This is a genomic window from Pseudomonas sp. 05N432, from assembly GCF_056396945.1.
The window spans coordinates 56,598-75,922 of the sequence record NZ_JBFTMM010000004.1 but is presented as its reverse complement, the minus strand read 5'-3'; the positions used below and the strand labels follow the sequence as shown (position 1 = coordinate 75,922).

At 58.7% G+C, this 19,325-nt stretch carries 24 protein-coding genes; 12 read left to right on the top strand and 12 right to left on the bottom strand.

Going from position 1 to position 19,325, the window contains the following annotated elements:
- Positions 1-10 precede the first annotated feature (10 nt).
- Positions 11-1,525 (bottom strand): choline-sulfatase, encoded by a 1,515-nt coding sequence (betC, locus tag AC1DHT_RS06025; RefSeq protein ID WP_427542188.1) that lies wholly within the window; start codon positions 1,523-1,525, stop codon positions 11-13.
- A 114-nt stretch (positions 1,526-1,639) separates the two neighbouring features.
- Here betC and AC1DHT_RS06020 point away from each other — a divergent pair, with 114 nt between their 5' ends.
- Both AC1DHT_RS06020 and AC1DHT_RS06015 read left to right on the top strand, forming a co-directional pair.
- Positions 1,640-2,590: a choline sulfate utilization transcriptional regulator gene (locus AC1DHT_RS06020; protein ID WP_427542185.1), complete on the top strand. Its 951-nt coding sequence runs from the start codon at positions 1,640-1,642 to the stop codon at positions 2,588-2,590.
- A gap of 40 nt (positions 2,591-2,630) precedes the next feature.
- On the top strand, positions 2,631-2,957 hold the full coding sequence (locus AC1DHT_RS06015) for a DOPA 4,5-dioxygenase family protein (protein ID WP_054594904.1): 327 nt from the start codon (positions 2,631-2,633) through the stop codon (positions 2,955-2,957).
- Between the two features lie 136 nt (positions 2,958-3,093).
- Here AC1DHT_RS06015 and AC1DHT_RS06010 read toward each other — a convergent pair whose 3' ends face one another.
- The 3 genes from AC1DHT_RS06010 to trpB form a co-directional block, all read right to left on the bottom strand.
- Positions 3,094-3,525 (bottom strand): anti-virulence regulator CigR family protein, encoded by a 432-nt coding sequence (locus AC1DHT_RS06010; RefSeq protein WP_427542181.1) that lies wholly within the window; start codon positions 3,523-3,525, stop codon positions 3,094-3,096.
- 124 nt (positions 3,526-3,649) lie between these two features.
- Positions 3,650-4,462, bottom strand: a complete 813-nt coding sequence (trpA, locus tag AC1DHT_RS06005) for a tryptophan synthase subunit alpha (RefSeq protein ID WP_427531086.1) — start codon at positions 4,460-4,462, stop codon at positions 3,650-3,652.
- Positions 4,462-5,682 carry a tryptophan synthase subunit beta gene (gene trpB, locus AC1DHT_RS06000; protein WP_054594907.1) on the bottom strand — a complete coding sequence of 407 codons (1,221 nt, stop codon included), beginning with the start codon at positions 5,680-5,682 and terminating at the stop codon, positions 4,462-4,464. The genes trpA and trpB overlap by 1 nt, the downstream gene beginning before the upstream one ends.
- Positions 5,683-5,808: 126 nt before the next feature.
- On the opposite strand from trpB, the gene AC1DHT_RS05995 reads away from it, so the two are divergent.
- The gene (locus AC1DHT_RS05995) at positions 5,809-6,699 is read left to right on the top strand and encodes a LysR family transcriptional regulator (RefSeq protein WP_427542178.1); all 891 of its coding nucleotides are present in this window, start codon (positions 5,809-5,811) and stop codon (positions 6,697-6,699) included.
- On the opposite strand, the gene AC1DHT_RS05990 is transcribed toward AC1DHT_RS05995, so the two are convergent.
- On the bottom strand, positions 6,696-7,022 hold the full coding sequence (locus tag AC1DHT_RS05990; RefSeq protein WP_427542175.1) for an ElaB/YgaM/YqjD family protein: 327 nt from the start codon (positions 7,020-7,022) through the stop codon (positions 6,696-6,698). The genes AC1DHT_RS05995 and AC1DHT_RS05990 overlap by 4 nt on opposite strands.
- 142 nt (positions 7,023-7,164) lie before the next feature.
- Between AC1DHT_RS05990 and AC1DHT_RS05985 the strand changes: the two genes are divergently transcribed.
- The gene (locus AC1DHT_RS05985; RefSeq protein WP_054594910.1) at positions 7,165-7,380 is read left to right on the top strand and encodes a dodecin; all 216 of its coding nucleotides are present in this window, start codon (positions 7,165-7,167) and stop codon (positions 7,378-7,380) included.
- 131 nt (positions 7,381-7,511) lie between these two features.
- Complete coding sequence (locus AC1DHT_RS05980) at positions 7,512-7,733, top strand: DUF1161 domain-containing protein (RefSeq protein ID WP_054594911.1); 222 nt, start codon at positions 7,512-7,514, stop codon at positions 7,731-7,733.
- Positions 7,734-7,800: 67 nt separating this feature from the next.
- On the opposite strand, the gene AC1DHT_RS05975 is transcribed toward AC1DHT_RS05980, so the two are convergent.
- Complete coding sequence (locus tag AC1DHT_RS05975; protein WP_427542172.1) at positions 7,801-8,802, bottom strand: LLM class flavin-dependent oxidoreductase; 1,002 nt, start codon at positions 8,800-8,802, stop codon at positions 7,801-7,803.
- 240 nt (positions 8,803-9,042) lie between these two features.
- On the opposite strand from AC1DHT_RS05975, the gene AC1DHT_RS05970 reads away from it, so the two are divergent.
- Together AC1DHT_RS05970 and AC1DHT_RS05965 are read left to right on the top strand one after the other, a co-directional pair.
- Positions 9,043-9,474, top strand: a complete 432-nt coding sequence (locus AC1DHT_RS05970) for an OsmC family protein (RefSeq protein ID WP_427531193.1) — start codon at positions 9,043-9,045, stop codon at positions 9,472-9,474.
- A 127-nt stretch (positions 9,475-9,601) separates the two neighbouring features.
- Positions 9,602-9,835 carry a DUF1161 domain-containing protein gene (locus tag AC1DHT_RS05965; protein ID WP_054594914.1) on the top strand — a complete coding sequence of 78 codons (234 nt, stop codon included), beginning with the start codon at positions 9,602-9,604 and terminating at the stop codon, positions 9,833-9,835.
- A gap of 6 nt (positions 9,836-9,841) precedes the next feature.
- Here AC1DHT_RS05965 and AC1DHT_RS05960 read toward each other — a convergent pair whose 3' ends face one another.
- A complete protein-coding gene (locus AC1DHT_RS05960; RefSeq protein ID WP_427542169.1) occupies positions 9,842-10,261 on the bottom strand; it encodes a PA0061/PA0062 family lipoprotein in 420 nt (139 codons plus the stop codon).
- A gap of 40 nt (positions 10,262-10,301) precedes the next feature.
- A complete protein-coding gene (locus AC1DHT_RS05955; protein ID WP_427542166.1) occupies positions 10,302-10,718 on the bottom strand; it encodes a PA0061/PA0062 family lipoprotein in 417 nt (138 codons plus the stop codon).
- Positions 10,719-10,777: 59 nt separating this feature from the next.
- Here AC1DHT_RS05955 and AC1DHT_RS05950 point away from each other — a divergent pair, with 59 nt between their 5' ends.
- On the top strand, positions 10,778-11,854 hold the full coding sequence (locus tag AC1DHT_RS05950) for an aminopeptidase (protein ID WP_427542163.1): 1,077 nt from the start codon (positions 10,778-10,780) through the stop codon (positions 11,852-11,854).
- 117 nt (positions 11,855-11,971) lie between these two features.
- Here the strand turns inward: AC1DHT_RS05950 and AC1DHT_RS05945 are convergent, their stop codons facing one another.
- On the bottom strand, positions 11,972-12,622 hold the full coding sequence (locus AC1DHT_RS05945; protein WP_427542160.1) for an HAD family hydrolase: 651 nt from the start codon (positions 12,620-12,622) through the stop codon (positions 11,972-11,974).
- Between the two features lie 27 nt (positions 12,623-12,649).
- Positions 12,650-13,195, bottom strand: a complete 546-nt coding sequence (locus AC1DHT_RS05940; protein ID WP_427542157.1) for a gamma carbonic anhydrase family protein — start codon at positions 13,193-13,195, stop codon at positions 12,650-12,652.
- 89 nt (positions 13,196-13,284) lie between these two features.
- Here AC1DHT_RS05940 and prlC point away from each other — a divergent pair, with 89 nt between their 5' ends.
- A complete protein-coding gene (gene prlC, locus AC1DHT_RS05935) occupies positions 13,285-15,336 on the top strand; it encodes an oligopeptidase A (RefSeq protein ID WP_427542154.1) in 2,052 nt (683 codons plus the stop codon).
- Positions 15,333-15,623 (top strand): YheV family putative zinc ribbon protein, encoded by a 291-nt coding sequence (locus tag AC1DHT_RS05930; protein WP_019694456.1) that lies wholly within the window; start codon positions 15,333-15,335, stop codon positions 15,621-15,623. Before prlC ends, AC1DHT_RS05930 begins: the two co-directional genes overlap by 4 nt.
- A 134-nt stretch (positions 15,624-15,757) precedes the next feature.
- Here AC1DHT_RS05930 and AC1DHT_RS05925 read toward each other — a convergent pair whose 3' ends face one another.
- Both AC1DHT_RS05925 and AC1DHT_RS05920 read right to left on the bottom strand, forming a co-directional pair.
- Positions 15,758-16,414, bottom strand: coding sequence for a dual specificity protein phosphatase family protein (locus AC1DHT_RS05925; protein ID WP_427542151.1), 657 nt, complete (start codon positions 16,412-16,414; stop codon positions 15,758-15,760).
- Between the two features lie 321 nt (positions 16,415-16,735).
- The gene (locus AC1DHT_RS05920) at positions 16,736-17,041 is read right to left on the bottom strand and encodes a hypothetical protein (protein ID WP_427542148.1); all 306 of its coding nucleotides are present in this window, start codon (positions 17,039-17,041) and stop codon (positions 16,736-16,738) included.
- A 245-nt stretch (positions 17,042-17,286) separates the two neighbouring features.
- Here AC1DHT_RS05920 and AC1DHT_RS05915 point away from each other — a divergent pair, with 245 nt between their 5' ends.
- On the top strand, positions 17,287-18,345 hold the full coding sequence (locus AC1DHT_RS05915) for a PA0069 family radical SAM protein (RefSeq protein WP_427542145.1): 1,059 nt from the start codon (positions 17,287-17,289) through the stop codon (positions 18,343-18,345).
- Between the two features lie 244 nt (positions 18,346-18,589).
- A complete protein-coding gene (locus tag AC1DHT_RS05910) occupies positions 18,590-19,321 on the top strand; it encodes a carbonic anhydrase (protein ID WP_427542142.1) in 732 nt (243 codons plus the stop codon).
- The last annotated feature ends 4 nt before the right edge of the window (positions 19,322-19,325 follow it).

The window sequence follows — 19,325 nt, the reverse complement described above, 5'->3', positions numbered from 1 at the left end:
TCCCCTTACGTTATTGGTTTTGGCAGGGTTGTGGATAACGTGCTTTGCGCTCCAGATCATCGAGGTCGATGTGGTTGCGCATGTATTGCTGGCTGGCGTCCACCAGCGGCTGGTGATCCCAGCTCTTCAGCTTGCCGAGGGTCAGCGCCTGGGCGACGAAACGTCGTCGACGCTGGCTGGCAAGCACCTGTTGGTGGATTTCCGGGATATTCCATTTAGCCCGTGCTTCGGCGAGAAAATCGTCGAACAACTGACGATGTTGCGTGGATTGGCTGAGTTCCTCCTGTTCATGCGGGTCGTTGTGCACGTCGAAGAGCAGGCACGGGTCGTCTTCGCTGTAGATGAATTTGTACGCGCCACGGCGGATCATCATCAGTGGACTGATGGTGCCTTCGGCCATGTATTCACCAAACACTTCGTCGTGTCCGCCCTGCCCTTGCAGGTGCGGCACCAGCGAGCGACCGTCCAGTGGCAAGCCGGGTTCCAACGTGCCTCCGGCCAGTTCCACCAGGGTCGGCAGCAGGTCGGCGGTGGACACCGCAGCGCCGACTCGCCCAGCGGCGAACTGCCCCGGTGCGCTGACCAGCAGCGGCACGCGGGCGGCCATTTCGAACCAGTGCATTTTGTACCAGAGCCCACGCTCGCCGAGCATGTCGCCGTGGTCGCCGGAGAAGACGATGATGGTGTCGTCGATCAGCCCCGTATCCTCGAGGGTTTGCAGAAGTTTGCCGACGTTGCTGTCGATATAGCTGCACGCGCCGAAATAGGCGCGCCGCGCATCGCGAATCTTATCCACAGGCAGCGGCTTGTCCCACAGGTCGTACACTTTGAGCAGACGCTGGGAGTGCGGATCGAGATCGGTTTGCGCAGGCGTTTCCGGCAACGGGATGTCTTGGTCGTCGTACAGATCCCAAAAGGCCTTGGGAATGGTGTACGGATCGTGTGGGTGAGTCATCGACACGGTCAGGCAAAACGGCTGGTCACCCTCTTCGCGGATGTGATCGAACAGGTACTGCTGGGCCTTGAACACTACCTCTTCGTCGAAATCCAGCTGATTGGTGCGCACGCAGGGCCCGGCCTGCAGCACCGAGGACATGTTGTGATACCAGCTCGGGCGTACGTCCGGTTCATCCCAGTTCACTGCCCAACCGTAGTCAGCCGGGTAGATGTCGCTGGTTAGGCGTTCTTCGTAGCCATGCAACTGATCCGGACCACAGAAATGCATCTTGCCGGACAGCGCAGTTCGGTAGCCGAGGCGTCGCAGGTAGTGGGCATAGGTCGGCACGTCTGCCGGAAAATCCGCCGCGTTGTCGTAGGCGCCGATCTTGCTTGGCAACTGGCCGCTGACCAGGGTGAAACGCGAAGGGGCGCACAATGGGCTGTTGCAATACGCGGCGTCGAACACCACGCCTTGCGCGGCCAGGCGGCTCAGGTTGGGCAGCTTGATCGGCGATGAACCGTAGAATGGCAGCAGGGGCGCGGCCATTTGATCGGCCATGATGAAAAGAATGTTCTTGCGCTTCATGAGATCGCGGCATTCCATAGTGAGCAGTTATGCGAAAGTGCTGTGATCGAGGATGTAGCCCACACACTTCGCGGTAAAGCCCACGCCCGGCAATGACTAGGATAAGCACAGCTTATGTATGACGCCCTTGGTGATTTGTCCCTGGACCTGTTCCGCGCCTTTGAGGCCGCTGCACGTCACCGCAGCTTCACTGCTGCGGCGGTGGAGCTCGGCACCACGCAGCCCGCCGTCAGCCAGCAGCTCAAACGGCTGGAGGAGCAACTTGGCACGCGGCTGTTCGACCGCATCTACCGTGGCATCGAGCTGACTGAAGCCGGAGCGATTCTGTTCGAGCAGGTGCAGGCCGGTTTGCAGAGCATCGACGCCGGGCTGAATGCGATCAGCGCCCAGCATCAGCACGAGGTGTTGCAGGTGGCCACCGACTTCGCCTTCGCCGCGTATTGGCTGATGCCGCGTCTGCACCGCTTCCACCAAGCCAATCCGCAGGTGGACGTCAGCCTGGTCACCAGCGAACGCAGCCACAACATGCTGCGCACTGACATCGACGTGGCTGTGCTGTTTGGTGATGGGCGTTTCAAGCAGGGCGAAAGTCATTGGCTGTTCAGCGAAGAAGTGTTCCCGGTGTGCAGCCCGCTGCTGCTCAAAGACCGCGTGGTGCCCCTACCCGCCCATGCTTTGCAGGAATTACCGCTGCTGCATTTACGCGGCGAAAACAGCAGCCACTGGTTCGACTGGAGCGGCGTGTTCCGCACCTTGGGCATCGCGACCCCACCGGCACCGGGGCAACTGCGTTTCGACAACTACACACTGTTGATTCAAGCAGCGATTGGCGGTCAGGGCGTGGCGATTGGTTGGCGGCACCTTGTGGATAACTTGCTGGCGCAAGGCTTGTTGTGCCGGCCGATTGCCGAGACGGCGATATCGAGCTTCGGCTATTACGTGGTCTTGCCCCAACGCAAACGCCGCAGCGCGCTGATCCAGCAGTTCGTCGACTGGCTGATGACCGAACAGGCCAGCAGCGCGGAGTCGCTGAGAGGTTTGGCGCTGCCATCGATTGCGGTGTAGCGTTGCGGGTGAGGAATGAATCCCGAGACACGAGAACGCTATGCAACGGATCAAGGGCTATCACGCCCATGTGTACTTTGACGCGAACACCATCGATCAGGCGCGGGCCCTGTGTGAGCAGGCTGCGCAGCTGTTTCCGCTGAAGATGGGCCGGGTGCACGAACGGCTGGTCGGTCCACACCCCGACTGGAGTTGCCAGCTGGCCTTCGCACCGGAACTGCTCGGCGAAGTGCTGCCGTGGCTGGCGCTTAATCGCAAAGGTTTGGTGGTATTTGTGCACCCGGATACGGGCGACGACCTGGCGGACCACACCGACCATGCGATCTGGATGGGTGCGGTTCGGCCACTGGATTTGTCGATTTTTTGAGCAGGTTTGAGAGCTGGGTGGCCTGTCAGGGCCTCATCGCGAGCAGGCTCGCTCCCACAGAGGAACGCATTTCAATGTGGGAGCGAGCCTGCTCGCGATGGCGGTGGTTCGGACTACACAAAACCCTGATCAACACTCAATACAACACACCTTCCAGCACCTCATAAACCACCCCGGTGCCTATGGCGATCAGCACGATGTCGCCGCCCATGCGTCGCCATTCGTAACCTGGGTAATACGGCAAGCGTTCGAGGGCCCGGCTGTCCAGGCGTTCGCCGTAGTAGCCGCGCGGCAAAGGTTGGCCTCTGACCCAGCGAACGCCTGGCGGTGGTGGCGCACCGCGTACGAAATACCCGTGGTTGACGCGGATCACCTCGCGCACCGGACCGAAGTCCTGAGGTGGCCGTCTGTATTCAGGACGGTGATCGCGGTGATCATCGCCGCGATGCTCATACCGCGGGCCGCCGCGATCATGATCGTCACGTTCATCGGCGCTTACGTGGAGCAAGGGTGTGGCGCCGAGCATCAATACACCCAGGCTGGCGATCAAGCGTTTGGGCATTTTCATTTGGGTCTTCCTCAGAGCATCCACAGCAAAAAAAGGGGCTCAGAACTCGGTTCCAAACCCCTGGGTCTTGCTATTTAGTCTGCGGTGCCGGGCACTTAATTCCTCTGTATCAGGAACTTTACTCTTAGCTGACGCGGGCTTTACGCACACCTTCGGACAACGCCGAGCACAGGCCGAGTACGCCGTCGATGGCCTGCTCGGGGGTGGTCGCGTTAGCGATGTGGTCGATCAGCGCTGAACCTACCACCACGCCGTCTGCCAGACGGGCGATGGACGCCGCTTGCTCCGGTGTGCGGATGCCGAACCCGATGCTGATCGGCAAGTCGGTGTGGCGACGCAAGCGGGCCACGGCTTCTTCGACGTGTTCCAGGGTCGCTGCGCCAGCACCGGTCACACCGGCCACCGAAACGTAGTACACAAAACCGGAACTGCCATTGAGTACCGTCGGCAGGCGTGCGTCGTCGGTGGTCGGTGTGGTCAGGCGGATGAAGTCGATGCCAGCCGCTTGCGCCGGGTCGCACAGCTCGGCGTTATGTTCTGGTGGCATGTCGACCACGATCAGGCCATCGACACCGGCTTCCTTGGCATCGCTGATGAAACGCGGTACGCCGTAGTAGTGGATCGGGTTGAAGTAACCCATCAGCACCAGCGGCGTGTGGTTGTTGTCTTTGCGGAACTCGCGAACCATTTGCAGGGTTTTCGCCAGGTTCTGCTTGGCGCCAAGGGCGCGGATGTTGGCGAGCTGGATTGCCGGGCCGTCGGCCATCGGATCGGTGAAGGGCATGCCCAGTTCGATCACATCGGCGCCCGCCGCTGGCAAACCTTTGAGGATCGCCAGCGAGGTGTCATAGCTCGGGTCGCCGGCAGTGACGAAGGTCACCAGGGCGGCGCGGTTCTGTTCTTTGAGTTCGGCGAAGCGCGTTTGCAGGCGGCTCATCAGTGTTTCTCCTGCTGGGACTGATCCATATGGTGCATCACGGTTTGCATGTCTTTGTCGCCACGGCCGGACAGGTTGACCACCATCAGGTGATCTTTCGGCAGGGTCGGTGCGCGTTTGAACACTTCGGCCAGGGCGTGGGCGCTTTCCAGTGCAGGAATAATCCCTTCCAGGCGGCAGCATTTGTGGAAGGCGTCCAAGGCTTCGTGGTCAGTCACCGAGGTGTACTGGACGCGGCCGATGTCATGCAACCAGGCGTGTTCCGGACCGATGCCCGGATAGTCGAGGCCGGCGGAGATCGAGTGAGCATCGATGATCTGGCCATCGTCGTCCTGCAGCAGGAAGGTCCGGTTGCCGTGCAGCACGCCCGGTACGCCGCCGTTCAGGCTGGCCGCATGTTTGCCGGTTTCGATGCCATGACCTGCCGCTTCAACGCCGATGATTTCGACGCTTTTGTCATCGAGGAACGGGTGGAACAGGCCCATGGCGTTGGAACCACCACCGATGCACGCCACCAGGCTGTCCGGCAGGCGACCTTCCTTGGCTTGCAGTTGTTCGCGGGTTTCCTTGCCGATCACCGCCTGGAAGTCGCGGACCATCGCCGGATAAGGGTGCGGGCCGGCCACGGTGCCGATCAGGTAGAAGGTGCTGTCGACGTTGGTCACCCAGTCACGCAGGGCTTCGTTCATCGCGTCTTTCAGAGTGCCGGTGCCGGCGACCACGGGGATCACTTCGGCGCCCAGCAGTTTCATGCGGAACACGTTGGCCTGTTGGCGCTCGATGTCGGTGGTGCCCATGTAGATCACGCAATCGAGGCCAAAGCGCGCGGCCACGGTGGCAGTCGCCACGCCGTGCATGCCGGCGCCGGTCTCGGCGATGATGCGTTTTTTGCCCATGCGCCGCGCCAGCAGGATCTGGCCGATGCAGTTGTTGATCTTGTGCGCGCCGGTGTGGTTCAGCTCTTCGCGCTTGAGGTAGATCTTCGCGCCGCCGCAGAACTCGGTCAGGCGCTCGGCGAAGTACAGCGGGCTTGGACGGCCGACGTAGTCGCGCTGGAAGTAGGCCAGTTCTTCTTTGAACGCCGGATCATCCTTGGCCGCTTCGTATTCGCGGGCCAGGTCGAGGATCAACGGCATCAGGGTCTCGGCAACGTAGCGGCCGCCGAACGCGCCAAACAGGCCGTTGGCATCAGGGCCGTTGCGCAGATTAGTCTGGGTCATGGGGCGCTCCAGTTGAATGTCAAAAAGTTAATTCGTAGCAGGGCAATGGCGTTCACTCTACCCCTGACGTCCCGGGCTGAAAACCGATAAGATCGCCGTAACCTGTCAGGAAAACTCACAGATATCATGAGCCACGACCTTCCCCCACTGAACGCCTTGCGCGCCTTCGAGGCCACTGCCCGCTTGAACAGCGTCAGTCAGGCTGCGGAGCAACTGCACGTGACTCACGGTGCGGTCAGTCGACAGCTGAAAGTGCTGGAGGAGCATCTGGGGATGAGCCTGTTCGTCAAGGATGGGCGCGGCTTGAAACTCACAGATGCCGGTGTGCGCTTACGCGATGCCAGCAGCGAGGCCTTCGAGCGTTTGCGCACCGTGTGCGGTGAGCTGACGCAAGGTCACGCCGACGCGCCGTTCGTGCTCGGCTGCTCTGGCAGTTTGCTGGCGCGCTGGTTCATTCCACGTCTGGGCAGGTTGAATGCCGACCTGCCGGACTTGCGTTTGCACCTGTCGGCGGGTGAAGGCGATCTTGACCCACGGCGGCCGGGGCTCGATGCCTTGCTGGTGTTTGCCGAGCCGCCGTGGCCTGCGGACATGCAGGTTTATGAATTGGCCAGCGAGCGCATAGGTCCGGTGCTCAGCCCACGTTTTGCCGGTTACGACAGCCTGCGCCAGGCACCAGCCGCTGCGCTGCTCAACCAATCCTTGTTGCACACCACGTCACGCCCGCAAGCCTGGCCCAGTTGGGCGCAGCGCAACGGTCTCGACGCCAAAGCGCTGAAGTTCGGGCAGGGTTTCGAACATTTGTATTATTTGCTGGAGGCGGCGGTGGCCGGGCTGGGCGTGGCGATTGCCCCTGAGCCGCTGGTGGCCGAGGACTTGAAGGCCGGTCGCCTGGTTGCGCCGTGGGGTTTCAGTGAAACCCCGGCGCAACTGGCACTGTGGCTACCCAAGCGCGCCGCAGACGGGCGCGCTCGGCAGTTGGCGCAGTGGTTGAAAAACGAGCTGCGCCAGCCTTAATGGCCGCGTTTGTATAGCAGATATGCGGCCAGCAAACCCAAGGCACCGACCGCGACGCTGGTGGTAGTCCATGGGTGTTCCTGGGCGTAATCGCGGGTGGCGATCCCGGTTTCGCGAGTTTTGACTTTGACTTCTTCGTACGCATCGCTGAGCAGGTGGCGCGAGTGTTTCAGCGCGTTCTCGGCGTTGCTTTTGAGAGCCTTGAGGGTTTTCAGCGACTCGTCCGAGGCATCGTTCTTCAAGCTTTCCAGCGACTTGAGCAGACTCTCGATCTCGGCTTCCATGCTTTGCAATGAGGCTTTACGCAACGAGGTGTTGGCCATGGTGATTCTCCTTCATTGATTGAGTGCGTGTGTTGGTTGGGACTCCAGCGGTTCGGGAAAGTGCAGTCATTTTGAACCTTCAACGATAGAAGAAATACCGACAATCGCTGCTAGGCTCTAATCACAATTCCAGGAGAACACCATGACTGACCATCACACTTACAAGAAAGTCGAACTGGTTGGCTCGTCCCCTACCAGCATTGAAGACGCCATCAACAACGCATTGGCCGAGGCCAGCAAAAGCATCAAGCTCATGGAATGGTTCGAGGTTACCGAAACCCGCGGGCACATCAAGGACGGCAAGGCGGCGCACTTTCAGGTCACGCTCAAAGTCGGGTTCCGGATTGCCAATAGCTGAGGTTGAGCTAGGCTTCTGAACTTGTGCGCTGGCCGATTGCCATAGGAATGGCGAAGCGCTACTTCGTCTTGGGCGTCAGGCGCCCGAGTGTTAACGCTTACCCCTTTTGATCCGACCAGGGAATGTGACCGATGAAGAAATTTATATTGGCGGTGGGTTTGTTGAGCATTGCGGGAACAACCTTTGCGGCGGGCAAGCCGTGCGAAGAGTTGAAAAGCGAAATTGCGGCAAAAATCGATGCCAAGGGCTCCAAAAACTATTCGCTGGAAATCGTCGATAAAGGCGCGGCCGCGGGTGGCAAGGTGGTCGGAAAATGCGAGGCAGGCAAGAAGGTCATCGTCTACAAGAAGTAGGTTGAGTCAGCTGTTTAGGTAAAGCCGACGCCATGGCGTCGGCTTTTTTGCAGGCGCTTTCCGAGCCTTAGCCCTTCATCACTTGCGCCAGCAGTTCATAGGAATGCAGGCGATCAGCGTGTTCGTACAGGTCACAGGTGAAAATCAACTCGTCGGCTTGGGTCTGCTCGATCAGCACTTCAAGTTTGCCGCGAATTTTCGCCGGGCTGCCGACCATGGCCAGGCCCAGGAAATCACCGACAGCCTCTCTCTCGTGGGGCAACCACAGTCCGTCCATGGTTTTCACCGGTGGCCGCTGAACCAGGCTTTGGCCGCGCATCAGCGCCAGAATCCGTTGGTAGACCGAGGTTGCCAGGTAATCGGCGTGTTCGTCGGTGTCGGCGGCTACCAGCGGCACGCCCAGCATCACGTAGGGTTTATCCAGTACGGCTGAAGGCTTGAAGTGATTGCGGTAAACCCGAATCGCTTCATGCATATAACGCGGTGCGAAATGCGAGGCGAAGGCGTAAGGCAAACCGCGCTCGCCGGCCAGTTGCGCGCTGAACAGGCTGGAGCCCAGCAGCCAGACCGGCACATGGGTGCCGGTGCCGGGCATCGCGATAATGCGCTGGTCCGGCGTACGTGGACCCAGGTAACGCATCAGTTCGGCTACGTCTTCGGGGAAATCGTCGGCGCTGCCGGAGCGTTCACGGCGCAAGGCGCGGGCAGTCATCTGATCGGAGCCCGGTGCGCGACCCAGACCGAGGTCGATTCGCCCCGGATAGAGGCTTTCAAGGGTGCCGAATTGTTCGGCAATCACCAGCGGCGCATGGTTGGGCAGCATCACGCCACCGGAGCCGACACGAATGCTCGACGTCCCGCCGGCCAGATAGCCAAGCAGTACGGAAGTCGCGGAGCTGGCGATGCCATCCATGTTGTGGTGTTCGGCGACCCAGAAGCGGTTATAGCCCCACTTCTCCACGTGTTGCGCCAGGTCCAGCGAATTGCGCAGCGATTGCGCGGGGCTGCCGTCCTCGCGAACGGGCACCAGGTCCAGCGTCGAGAACTTGATATCGGACAGTTGTTTCATAAGCCGGCTTCTCCAATGGGGGACGCAGGCTTTTCTCACCAACGAAAACCTGCCGAATGCATGAGCGTGATCTATGCAATGTGGGCATATACCCGAGTTTCAATAGCAGACATGAATTTACCTACCAGATAAGCGGTTTGATCCGACACGATGAACTTTGCCCAGCCTTCTATCCTCAGAACCCAGGCAACCGAAAACCATGAAGGCGCGACCCTCGCGCCGGATTTTGAGGAGGCACAGATGAGTATCAAAAAGAAAGCATCGGCACATTGGGTAGGTGATCTGAAAACCGGTCTCGGTTCTATCTCGACCGAAACAGGGGTCCTGAAAGATGCACCTTATGGCTTCAAGGCGCGTTTCGAAGGCGGCCCGGGTACCAACCCGGAAGAGCTGATCGGCGCCGCTCATGCGGGGTGTTTCTCCATGGCATTTTCGATGATTCTCGGCGAAGCTGGCCTCAAGGCTGACGCGATCGACACCCAGGCCGAGGTGACGCTGGATCAGGTCGACGGTGGTTTTGCGATCACCGCCGTGCACCTGACGCTCAAAGCGAAAATCCCTGGCGCGAGCCAGCAGCAATTCGAGGAGTTGAGCAAAAAGGCTAAAGTAGGCTGCCCGGTTTCCAAGGTGTTGAACGCTAAAATCACGCTTGATGCGACACTCGTGGGCTGATCGCTCCCTGGTAGCAGCTGGCACGCCAGCTGCTACAAATCAGAACTCGTGAACTGAAACTGTGGTCGAATAAGTGACAGCAGCTTCAGCGCATGACTGTGCGCGCTGCCTCAAGGGAGCTTCAACCATGAAACGTTTTGCCTTGGCGGTTATCTGCAGTGTGCTGGCCACATCGGCCCTGGCGGCAACCAAATCCTGCGAAGAACTCAAGGCCGAGATCGAATCCAAGATCCAGGCCAATAACGTATCGTCCTACACCCTGGAGATCGTCACCAATGACGAAGTGCACGACCAGAACATGGTGGTCGGCACGTGTGAAGGCGGAACGAAGAAAATCATCTATCAGAAGAACGACAGATAATCCGTCTTACGGGATGCAAAAAGTCTGACTCTCTTCGGCGACGAGCTCGCGCTTGGCGTTATACAGCCGGGCGCTGGGCGTGGTGGTCAGCGAGCGAGCTTCGAGCAGGTAACGTTGTCCGGCTTCGAAATGATCGTAGCGCACGGTCAAATAGCACAGTCGATTTGGCGAGTCGAATTGCATGCCAAAACCTCCGTAAAACAGCTCGAAGTCGAAGCGAACCTTCAGTTCATGGCTGCCGGGTGTGACCTGGAAGAATCGCCCGTCTTTCAGGCGCTTATTGTCCAGGCTCTCGGCCATGAGGACCTTGCCCCCGGGCGTCGGCATGGCGAAGTCGACCCAGGCCATGTTCGGGTTTGCGGTGGGCAGCGGGCTCACACAGGCAGTAAGAGAGCTGATAGCGAAAAACAGCAAATACCTGCGCATGATGAATTTCCGAGCGGTCAGGCATTAAGCATAGCGCTGATCAGGTGCGTTGGCAGCCTGCCAGATGCGCTTGGCCAACGACTTTGCGTTGCTGATCGTAGAGCTTGGCCCACGGCCGGAAGCCGATATTCCCCGCTTGCAGTTGATATCGCTGGCCGGCGTTAAAGTCGTTGAACTTCACACTTAACCGGCAATCGCGCCACAGCGGTTTGGCGTCGGGGCCGATATTCGTTGGTGCTACCGCGAACTGATAACGCACCTTCAACTCATGGCTGCCCGGTGGAACCTGGAAGTAGCGCTTATCGGCGGTGGCCTTGGCGTCCACTTCCTGCGCTTGCAGCACGGTGTCATGTTGATGGGGGCCGAGGTCGATCCAGGCTTGTGTCGGGTCGGGTTGAGGCAGTCCAACACAGCCAGCCAGCATCAGCAGGTTTGCAGTCAGCAGTAACGCGCGCATAGCGAAGCTCCAGTCAGGCGAGATAGTCTTGCGGGCAGACTCCCCAAGGATGATTTGATGTGATCAGGCTGCTTTCAAGCCATCGGTTACTTGATCGCGTTTTGCGCGTTTTGTTTCCGGCCGCGTTGCTTTTGTTGCTGAACGGTTGCTCGAGCGTCAGTTACTACGGCCAGTTGGCCAGCGGTCAGTGGCAATTGCTGCACGCGCGTGAACCGGTGAGCGAGGTGATTGCCAACCCTGCACGTGATGCGAAACTGCGTGCGCGCCTGGCTCAGTCACAAAAGGCCCGCGAGTTCGCCAGCCAGCGGTTGCACTTGCCAGACAACGAAAGTTATCGCCTCTACGCCGACATCGGCCGACCGTATGTGGTGTGGAATGTGTTCGCCACGCCGGAATTTTCTCTCAAGCCGCAGAATCATTGCTTTCCGATTGCCGGGTGCGTGGCCTATCGCGGGTACTACAGCCAGAGCGCCGCGCGAGGCAATGCTGCGCTGCTGCGTCTGCAGGGCATGGACGTGTCGATCAGTGGTGTTGAAGCCTATTCGACCCTGGGCTGGTTCAACGACCCGATCATCAGTTCAATGATGAACTGGGGTGACGAGCGCCTGGCGACGCTGATTTTTCACGAATTGGCGCATCAGCGGTTTTATGTGAAGGACGACACTGAGTTCAACGAATCTTTCGCCACCTTCGTCGAACAGGAAGGCACCCGCCAATGGCGCGCGGAGCGCGGCTTACCGCCGGCCGGCAAGGCTCAAGAGCAGCAACGTGATCAACTTACCCGGCTGATTCTGGACACCCGTACGCGACTCGAAAAACTCTATGCATTGCCCCTGGCGCCCGAACAGATGCGCCAGCGTAAAGCCGCCGAGTTCGACCGTTTGCGCAGCGATTATCGAACCCTGCGCGACAGTCAATGGGCCGGCGACAAGCGCTTTGATGCCTGGATCAATGCCCCGATGAACAATGCACGACTGCTGCCATTCGGGCTCTATGACCAATGGGTGCCGGCGTTTTCCGCTTTGTTTAGACAGGTCGATGGTAATTGGGTGGCTTTCTACGCCGCCGTGGAAAAACTCGGCAGGTTGCCGGTTGGAGAGCGCAAGGCTGCATTGAAAGCGTTGGCAGCCCTTTGAGATTTGCGCTGGATGAACTGACGCCATCGCGAGCAAGCTAGCTCCCACATTAGACCGAGGCGTTGGGCAGGTACGCGATCCCCTGTGGGAGCGAGCCTGCTCGCGATGGCGATTCCACTAACGCTGCAAAAACGCCTGATGCAACCCGGCCAGTGTCTCGAAGTGATACGCCGGCTGTTCGGCGCTCAATTCTTCGTGGCTGCCGAAGCCATAACCCACCGCTGCTGCGTCCAGACCGTTGCGCCTGGCGCCGATCAGGTCGTGTTTGCGGTCGCCGATCATCAGTGTGCTGGCCGGGTCCAGGCGTTCTTCGGCCATCAAATGGGCAATCAGCTCGACCTTATCGGTGCGGGTGCCGTCCAGTTCGCTGCCGTAAATCACTTTGAAGTGCCGATCGAAACCGAAGTGCCGGGCGATTTCCCGGGCAAAAATCCACGGCTTCGATGTTGCGATATACAGCTGCCGCCCTTGCCCCTCGAGGGTTTCCAGCAATGGCATGACACCGTCGAACACGCGGTTTTCGTACAGGCCGGTAACCTTGAAGCGCTCGCGATAGAAGTTCACCGCCTCCCAGGCCTTGGGTTCGTCGAAGTCGTAGAACTGCATGAAGGCTTGCAGCAATGGCGGGCCGATAAAGTGTTCGAGCTTGGTCAGGTCAGGCTCGTCGATCCCCAGTTTGCTCAAGGCGAACTGGATCGAGCGAGTGATACCCTCACGCGGGTCGGTCAGGGTGCCATCGAGGTCGAACAAAACGGTTTGGTAATGCATGAACATTCCTGAATAAGTAGGCCGGGATCAGAGCTGGTCGTAGCCTTCGGCCAGATGCAGGTTTTTGAGCTTCACGTAATTCGCCGCGCTGTAGGTGAAAAACGCCCGTTCCTTGTCAGTCAGTGGACGGACCTGTTTTACCGGGCTGCCGACATAGAGGAAACCGCTTTCCAGGCGTTTGCCCGGCGGCACCAGGCTGCCAGCGCCGATGATCACCTCGTCTTCGACTACTGCGCCATCCATGACGATGCTGCCCATGCCGATCAGGATCCGGTTGCCGACGGAGCAGCCGTGCAGCATGACTTTGTGGGCGATGGTCACGTCGTCGCCGATCAACAGCGGGAAGCCGTCAGGGTTGAAGGGCCCGGCGTGGGTGATGTGCAGCACGCAGCCATCCTGCACGCTGGTGCGCTGACCAATGCGGATGCGGTGCATGTCGCCGCGGATCACGGTCAGCGGCCAGATCGAGCTGTCTTCGCCTATTTCGACGTCGCCGATCACCACCGCCGAGCTGTCGACAAAGGCGCCTTTACCGAGCATGGGGGTGTGGTTCTGGTACTTGCGAAGGGACACGATAGGCTCTCTCTCTGTTGTTGATAGCTGCGGTTGGCGTCGATTGTAATTAAGATGGCCGCATGTTTCTTCCAGCCAAGGTGCCAACCGTGAGCGTGAACAATCCTCTTTTGCAGCCCTACGACCTGCCGCCGTTCTCGGCGATCCGCGCCGAGCACGTACAACCGGCCATCGAACAGATCCTCGCGGACAACCGCGCCGCCATCGCCGATATTCTCAAAAGCCAGGGCAAACAGCCTACCTGGGCGGGTCTGGTGCTGGCGATGGACGAACTGAACGATCGCCTGGGCGCAGCCTGGAGCCCGGTCAGTCATCTGAATGCGGTGTGCAACAGTGCCGAACTGCGTGAGGCTTACGAGTCCTGCCTGCCGGCGCTGAGTGCCTACGCCACTGAAATGGGCCAGAACCGCGAACTGTTCCAGGCCTATGAAGCGCTGGCCAATAGCCCGGAAGCGGCCGGTTTCGATGTCGCGCAAAAAACCATTCTGGAACACGCGCTGCGTGATTTCCGTCTGTCGGGTATCGATTTGCCGGCGGCTGAGCAAAAGCGTTACGCCGAGGTGCAGAGCAAGCTGTCGGAGCTGGGCAGCCATTTCTCCAACCAATTGCTCGATGCCACCCAGGCCTGGACCAAACACATCACCGATGAGGCTGCCCTCGCCGGCCTGACCGATTCGGCCAAGGCGCAAATGGCTGCTGCGGCCCAAGCCAAAGATCTGCAAGGCTGGCTGATCAACCTGGAGTTCCCGAGCTACTACGCGGTGATGACCTACGCCCATGACCGCGCGCTACGCGAAGAAGTCTACGCCGCTTACTGCACCCGTGCGTCGGACCAAGGCCCGAACGCCGGTCAGAACGATAACGGCCCGGTGATGGAAGAAATCCTCGACCTGCGTCAGGAACTGGCCAAGCTGCTGGGTTTCGCCAGTTTCTCGGAGCTGAGCCTGGCGACCAAGATGGCCGAGTCCAGCGATCAGGTGCTGAGCTTCCTGCGCGACCTGGCCAAGCGCAGCAAACCGTTCGCTGCGCAGGATCTGGAACAACTCAAAGCCTATGCTGCCGAACAGGGTTGCCCTGATCTGCAAAGCTGGGACAGCGGTTTCTACGGCGAAAAACTCCGTGAACAGCGTTACAGCGTTGCCCAGGAGGCGCTGCGTGCGTACTTCCCGATCGATAAAGTCCTGAGCGGTCTGTTCGCCATCGTCCAGCGTCTGTATGGCATCGAAATCGCCGAGCTGAAAGGTTTCGACGCCTGGCACCCGGACGTTCGCCTGTTCGAAATCAAGGAGAACGGCGAGCATGTCGGGCGCTTCTTCTTCGACCTGTATGCCCGCGCCAACAAGCGCGGTGGTGCCTGGATGGACGGCGCCCGCGACCGTCGTCGCACCGCTGAAGGTGTACTGCAAAGCCCGGTGGCTAATCTGGTGTGCAACTTCACCCCGGCCGACAGTGGCAAGCCTGCCCTGCTGACCCACGATGAAGTCACCACGCTGTTCCACGAATTCGGTCACGGCCTGCATCACCTGCTGACCCGCGTTGAATATTCCGGCGTGTCCGGTATCAACGGCGTGGCGTGGGACGCGGTCGAGTTGCCAAGTCAGTTCATGGAAAACTGGTGCTGGGAGCCGGAAGGCCTGGCGTTGATCTCCGGTCACTACGAAACCGGCGAGCCGCTGCCGCAGGACCTGCTGCAAAAAATGCTCGCCGCGAAGAACTTCCAGTCCGGGCTGATGATGGTTCGCCAGCTGGAGTTCTCGCTGTTCGACTTCGAACTGCATGCCACCCATGGTGACGGCCGTAGCGTGCTGCAAGTGCTCGAAGGCGTGCGTGACGAGGTTTCGGTGATGCGTCCACCGGCTTACAACCGTTTCCCTAACAGCTTCGCGCACATCTTCGCTGGCGGTTACGCGGCGGGTTACTACAGCTACAAATGGGCTGAAGTGCTGTCGGCCGATGCCTTCTCGAAATTCGAGGAAGACGGCGTGCTCAATGCCGCCACCGGCCGTGCGTTCCGCGAGGCGATCCTGGCCCGCGGCGGCTCTCAGGAGCCGATGGTGCTGTTCGTCGATTTCCGCGGACGTGCGCCGTCGATTGACGCACTCTTGCGCCATAGCGGCCTCGACGAGGACGCGGCAGCATGAGTGACGCGCCAGTGAGCAAAACCAAGAAACGCTTCATCGCCGGGGCAGTCTGCCCGGCGTGCAGCGAGCCCGACAAGTTGATGATGTGGAGCGAAGACGAGGTGCCGCACCGCGAATGTGTGGCCTGCGGTTATTCCGACACGCTGAACGAGCAAGGTCTGTCAGTGCCCAAGGAATTGGGTACGCGGGTCAATACCACGGCGTTGAAAGTCCCGGATGCCAAGGTCCAGGCGGTGCAGTTCTTTCCGAATCCGAAGCTGAAGAAAAAGCCCGACGATCACTCCTGATCTCCCGGCGTTTTGTAATCCGCTTTTGAGCCTGAGCGCTCAAGGGCGGTATTGCCGACTGAAGCCACACTCCTCGATTGCAGGTTCACGACCCGCCTTGCCTGTTTGGGTCAGGGCTTGTTGTGGAGCGCCCCTCAGATCTTCGGTTTTTCGGTATTGACCGTTTTTAACCAGCTTTTCATCGAGCAGGTCGCAAATACACTGGTACTGCAATCGCCATTGGCCAGCGCGGTACGCAGTTTGTCGATATCGGCCTTCATCATGTAACGAATGCCGTTCTTGAAGTGGGTATTGTCGTCGAAACCGCCCTGGGTCATTTCGTTCAGGGCGTCTTCCTTGCTCCAGCCTTGCACCACCACGCGGTACATCGCAGCCATCAGGCCGGTGCGATCCGATCCGTGTTTGCAATGGATCAACACCGGGCCTTTGCTTTGACCGATTTGAATGGCCCGTAACGCACTCAGCACCTCGCTGTCATCGACATGGCTGGTCTTGTACGGCAATTGCACCAGGTTGATGCCGGGTGTCGATAGCCAGCTTGCGTCGGACTCGGGCAGAAAGTTGATCACCGTTGTGATCTGGAGTTTTTCCAGCAGTGGCAGTGCTCCGTGATCGGGAAGTGTGCTGCGGTAGAGGGTCGGTGACATCTGGTAAAGGCCGTACTGCGCTTCGACGGGCTGGGCCCATTCTGCGGGACGGATGGATTGGGTTTGCTCGGCCTGAACCTGATCGAACGCAAAGATCGCCATGAACGACAGGCACAGAGCGAGCAAGAGGTGGTTTTTCGACATGAGTCAGGGGGCCGTGGATGAAGGAATGGGCGACTGGAGCCCAGCCTGAACCCTGAGCAGTCAAAGCTCTGTGAGGGGCTTGTCAAAGAATTGTTAAGCCAGACGGCGCCTTCGACTTTACGAGGACGGCATTTGCCGGGTGTTGGTCGATCAGCAGTGGTGATGGGGGTAGCGGTGCAAAAAGGATGAAATGATGTTGAGTGATTAATAAGATGGCATGAAGGTTTTTTATATTGCAATAACTAACGCCTGTGAAACTGTTTTCGCGGGCGCTAGTTTCTGAGTTTTAGCCCGTATTACCAAATACCGAACCAAGTCCCGTCAGGGATTTACAATATTGGCATAGGCTTTGGCCAGCGCCAGCAATTTGGCTTTGTCATCGGCGTCAATGTCGCCATCACCATCCACATCCTTGCTAACAGTTCTGATATTGAAGGATTGACCACCATCACTGGAGACTGCGGTGATGAAAATCGAATCCACCAGTGTTTCGGTCTGCATTGCGTTTTCCGCATCCCAACCCAGTTCTTTTCGTGCAAGTTGCATCGATACTTGTGCTTCCCGTGGACTGACGATGGTCGGTGCCAGCAATTGTAGAAAGACACCGCGTTGATTAAAGAACGACATTGCTAAATCCTTTTAAGGGTTATCCAGTAGGGTGTTGCGTGTGCCAGGAATAATAGGGGCAACTTTTATCGGATGACCAATGGTTATATGTTTCTCGTTCTTACGCATATGGATTGCTTGACAAGTAGTTATATAAAACAGATAGGGTTTAACTTGGCAGCTTTCGCTAAAGCTGCCGAACGGCACTGGCCTGGCATTGGATCTTCCTATACTGTATAAATATACAGCAATGAGGGGTTTTCCCAATGTTCACGCCCTTGCCGCCTCGCGGACGCGGGACCGCCAGCAACCCGCACAATCGCTTTGCACCGAACCGCTCGGTGGCTGAAGACGATGGCTGGTACCAGGAAGCACCGCTGACCCAGGGCACCGAGGTGCGTATCGAGACGGCGAAAACCATCATCACCCGCAACAACTCGCCCGACCTGCCCTTCGATCGCTCGATCAATCCCTATCGGGGGTGCGAGCATGGCTGCATCTACTGCTATGCGCGACCCAGTCATGCCTATTGGGACCTGTCACCCGGGCTGGATTTCGAAACGAAGCTGATTGCCAAAAGCAACGCTGCCGACGTGTTGGAACAGCAGCTTTCCAAGCGGGGTTATCAGTGTGCGCCGATCAACCTGGGCTCCAATACCGATCCCTATCAGCCGATCGAGCGCGAACACAAAATCACCCGGCGGATTCTCCAGGTGCTGCTGCGTTACCGGCATCCGGTGACGATTATCACCAAGGGCTCATTGATTCTTCGCGATCTGGATCTGCTCAGTGAACTCGCCGAACAGCGGCTGGTGGCGGTGATGATCAGCCTGACCAGCCTCGATGACGAGCTCAAGCGCATCCTTGAGCCGCGAACGGCCGCCCCGAAGGCGCGGTTACGGGCCATTCGGGTCATGCGCGAGGTCGGGATTCCGGTGGGCGTTTTGTGTTCGCCGATGATCCCGATGATCAACGACAGTGAACTGGAAAGCCTGCTGACCGAAGCCCATGCGGCTGGCGCGCAGAGTGCGGCTTACATGATGCTGCGCCTGCCGCTGGAAGTGGCACCGTTGTTCGAGGAATGGCTGGCGGCCCACTATCCTCAGCGTGCAGCCCATGTATTGAGCTTGATCCGTCAAAGCCGCGGCGGTGAACTGTATGACAGTCGTTTTGGCGCTCGCATGCGTGGTGAAGGACCGTTCGCCGATCTCTTGGCGCAACGCTTCGCCAAAACAATAAAACGTCTTGGGCTCAATCAACGTGAAGGCTTCAACCTGGACTGCACAGCCTTTTGTCCGCCCGGTGCTCAAATGTCGTTGCTTTAGCAACAATTGGCCTATGGTTGAGTAGTGGAAAACGCTGGGTGTTGGTACGCTGGTCACGTTTTTTGTGACCTGCAACACAGGTTCTAGAGCGGTTTATTCAGTTTGAGTTAAGTTTCGGTGGTTACCTTGTTCATCGAGTGACTGGATGGTCACTGACCGGTGATCTGGATGTTTTCTAACCAGTCGCTGGCTTTATCCCAGGTAAATCGGGAAAATTTCCCTACTCCGTTAAAGAGGATGAATCATGAGTGACAAGGATAAACAGCCTTTGGCTGCGTCGGCTTCCGCCCTGCCCGAGGCCGAAAGCGCCGATGCAGCGCTGCAGCACATCGTTGACGGCTTTTTACACTTCCACCACGAGGTCTTCCCGCAACAGGAAGCACTCTTCAAGAAACTCGCCACGGCTCAGCGGCCCAGAGCGATGTTCATTGCGTGTGCGGATTCTCGCATCGTTCCCGAATTGATTACCCAAAGTGCTCCTGGCGATCTGTTTGTCACCCGCAACGTTGGCAACGTAGTGCCACCCTATGGCCAGATGAACGGCGGGGTATCCACGGCCATCGAATATGCGGTGCTGGCCCTTGGCGTGCAGCACATCATCATTTGCGGACACTCCGATTGCGGCGCCATGCGGGCTGTACTCAATCCGCAAAGCCTGGAAAAAATGCCCACGGTCAAAGCCTGGCTGCGTCACGCCGAAGTGGCAAAAACCATGGTCCAGGAAAACTGCCATTGCGCTGACGAAAACGAAAGCATGCAGGTGCTTACCGAAGAAAACGTCATCGCCCAGTTGCAGCATTTGCGCACTCACCCTTCAGTGGCTTCGCGCATGGCCAACGGTCAGCTGTTTATCCATGGCTGGGTCTACAGCATCGAAACCAGCGAAATCAAAGCCTACGATGCGGATAGGGGCTGCTTCCTGCCTCTGGATGGCAGTCATCCGATTCCCATGGCGACGCCCAAAGCGCGCTTCTAAATCC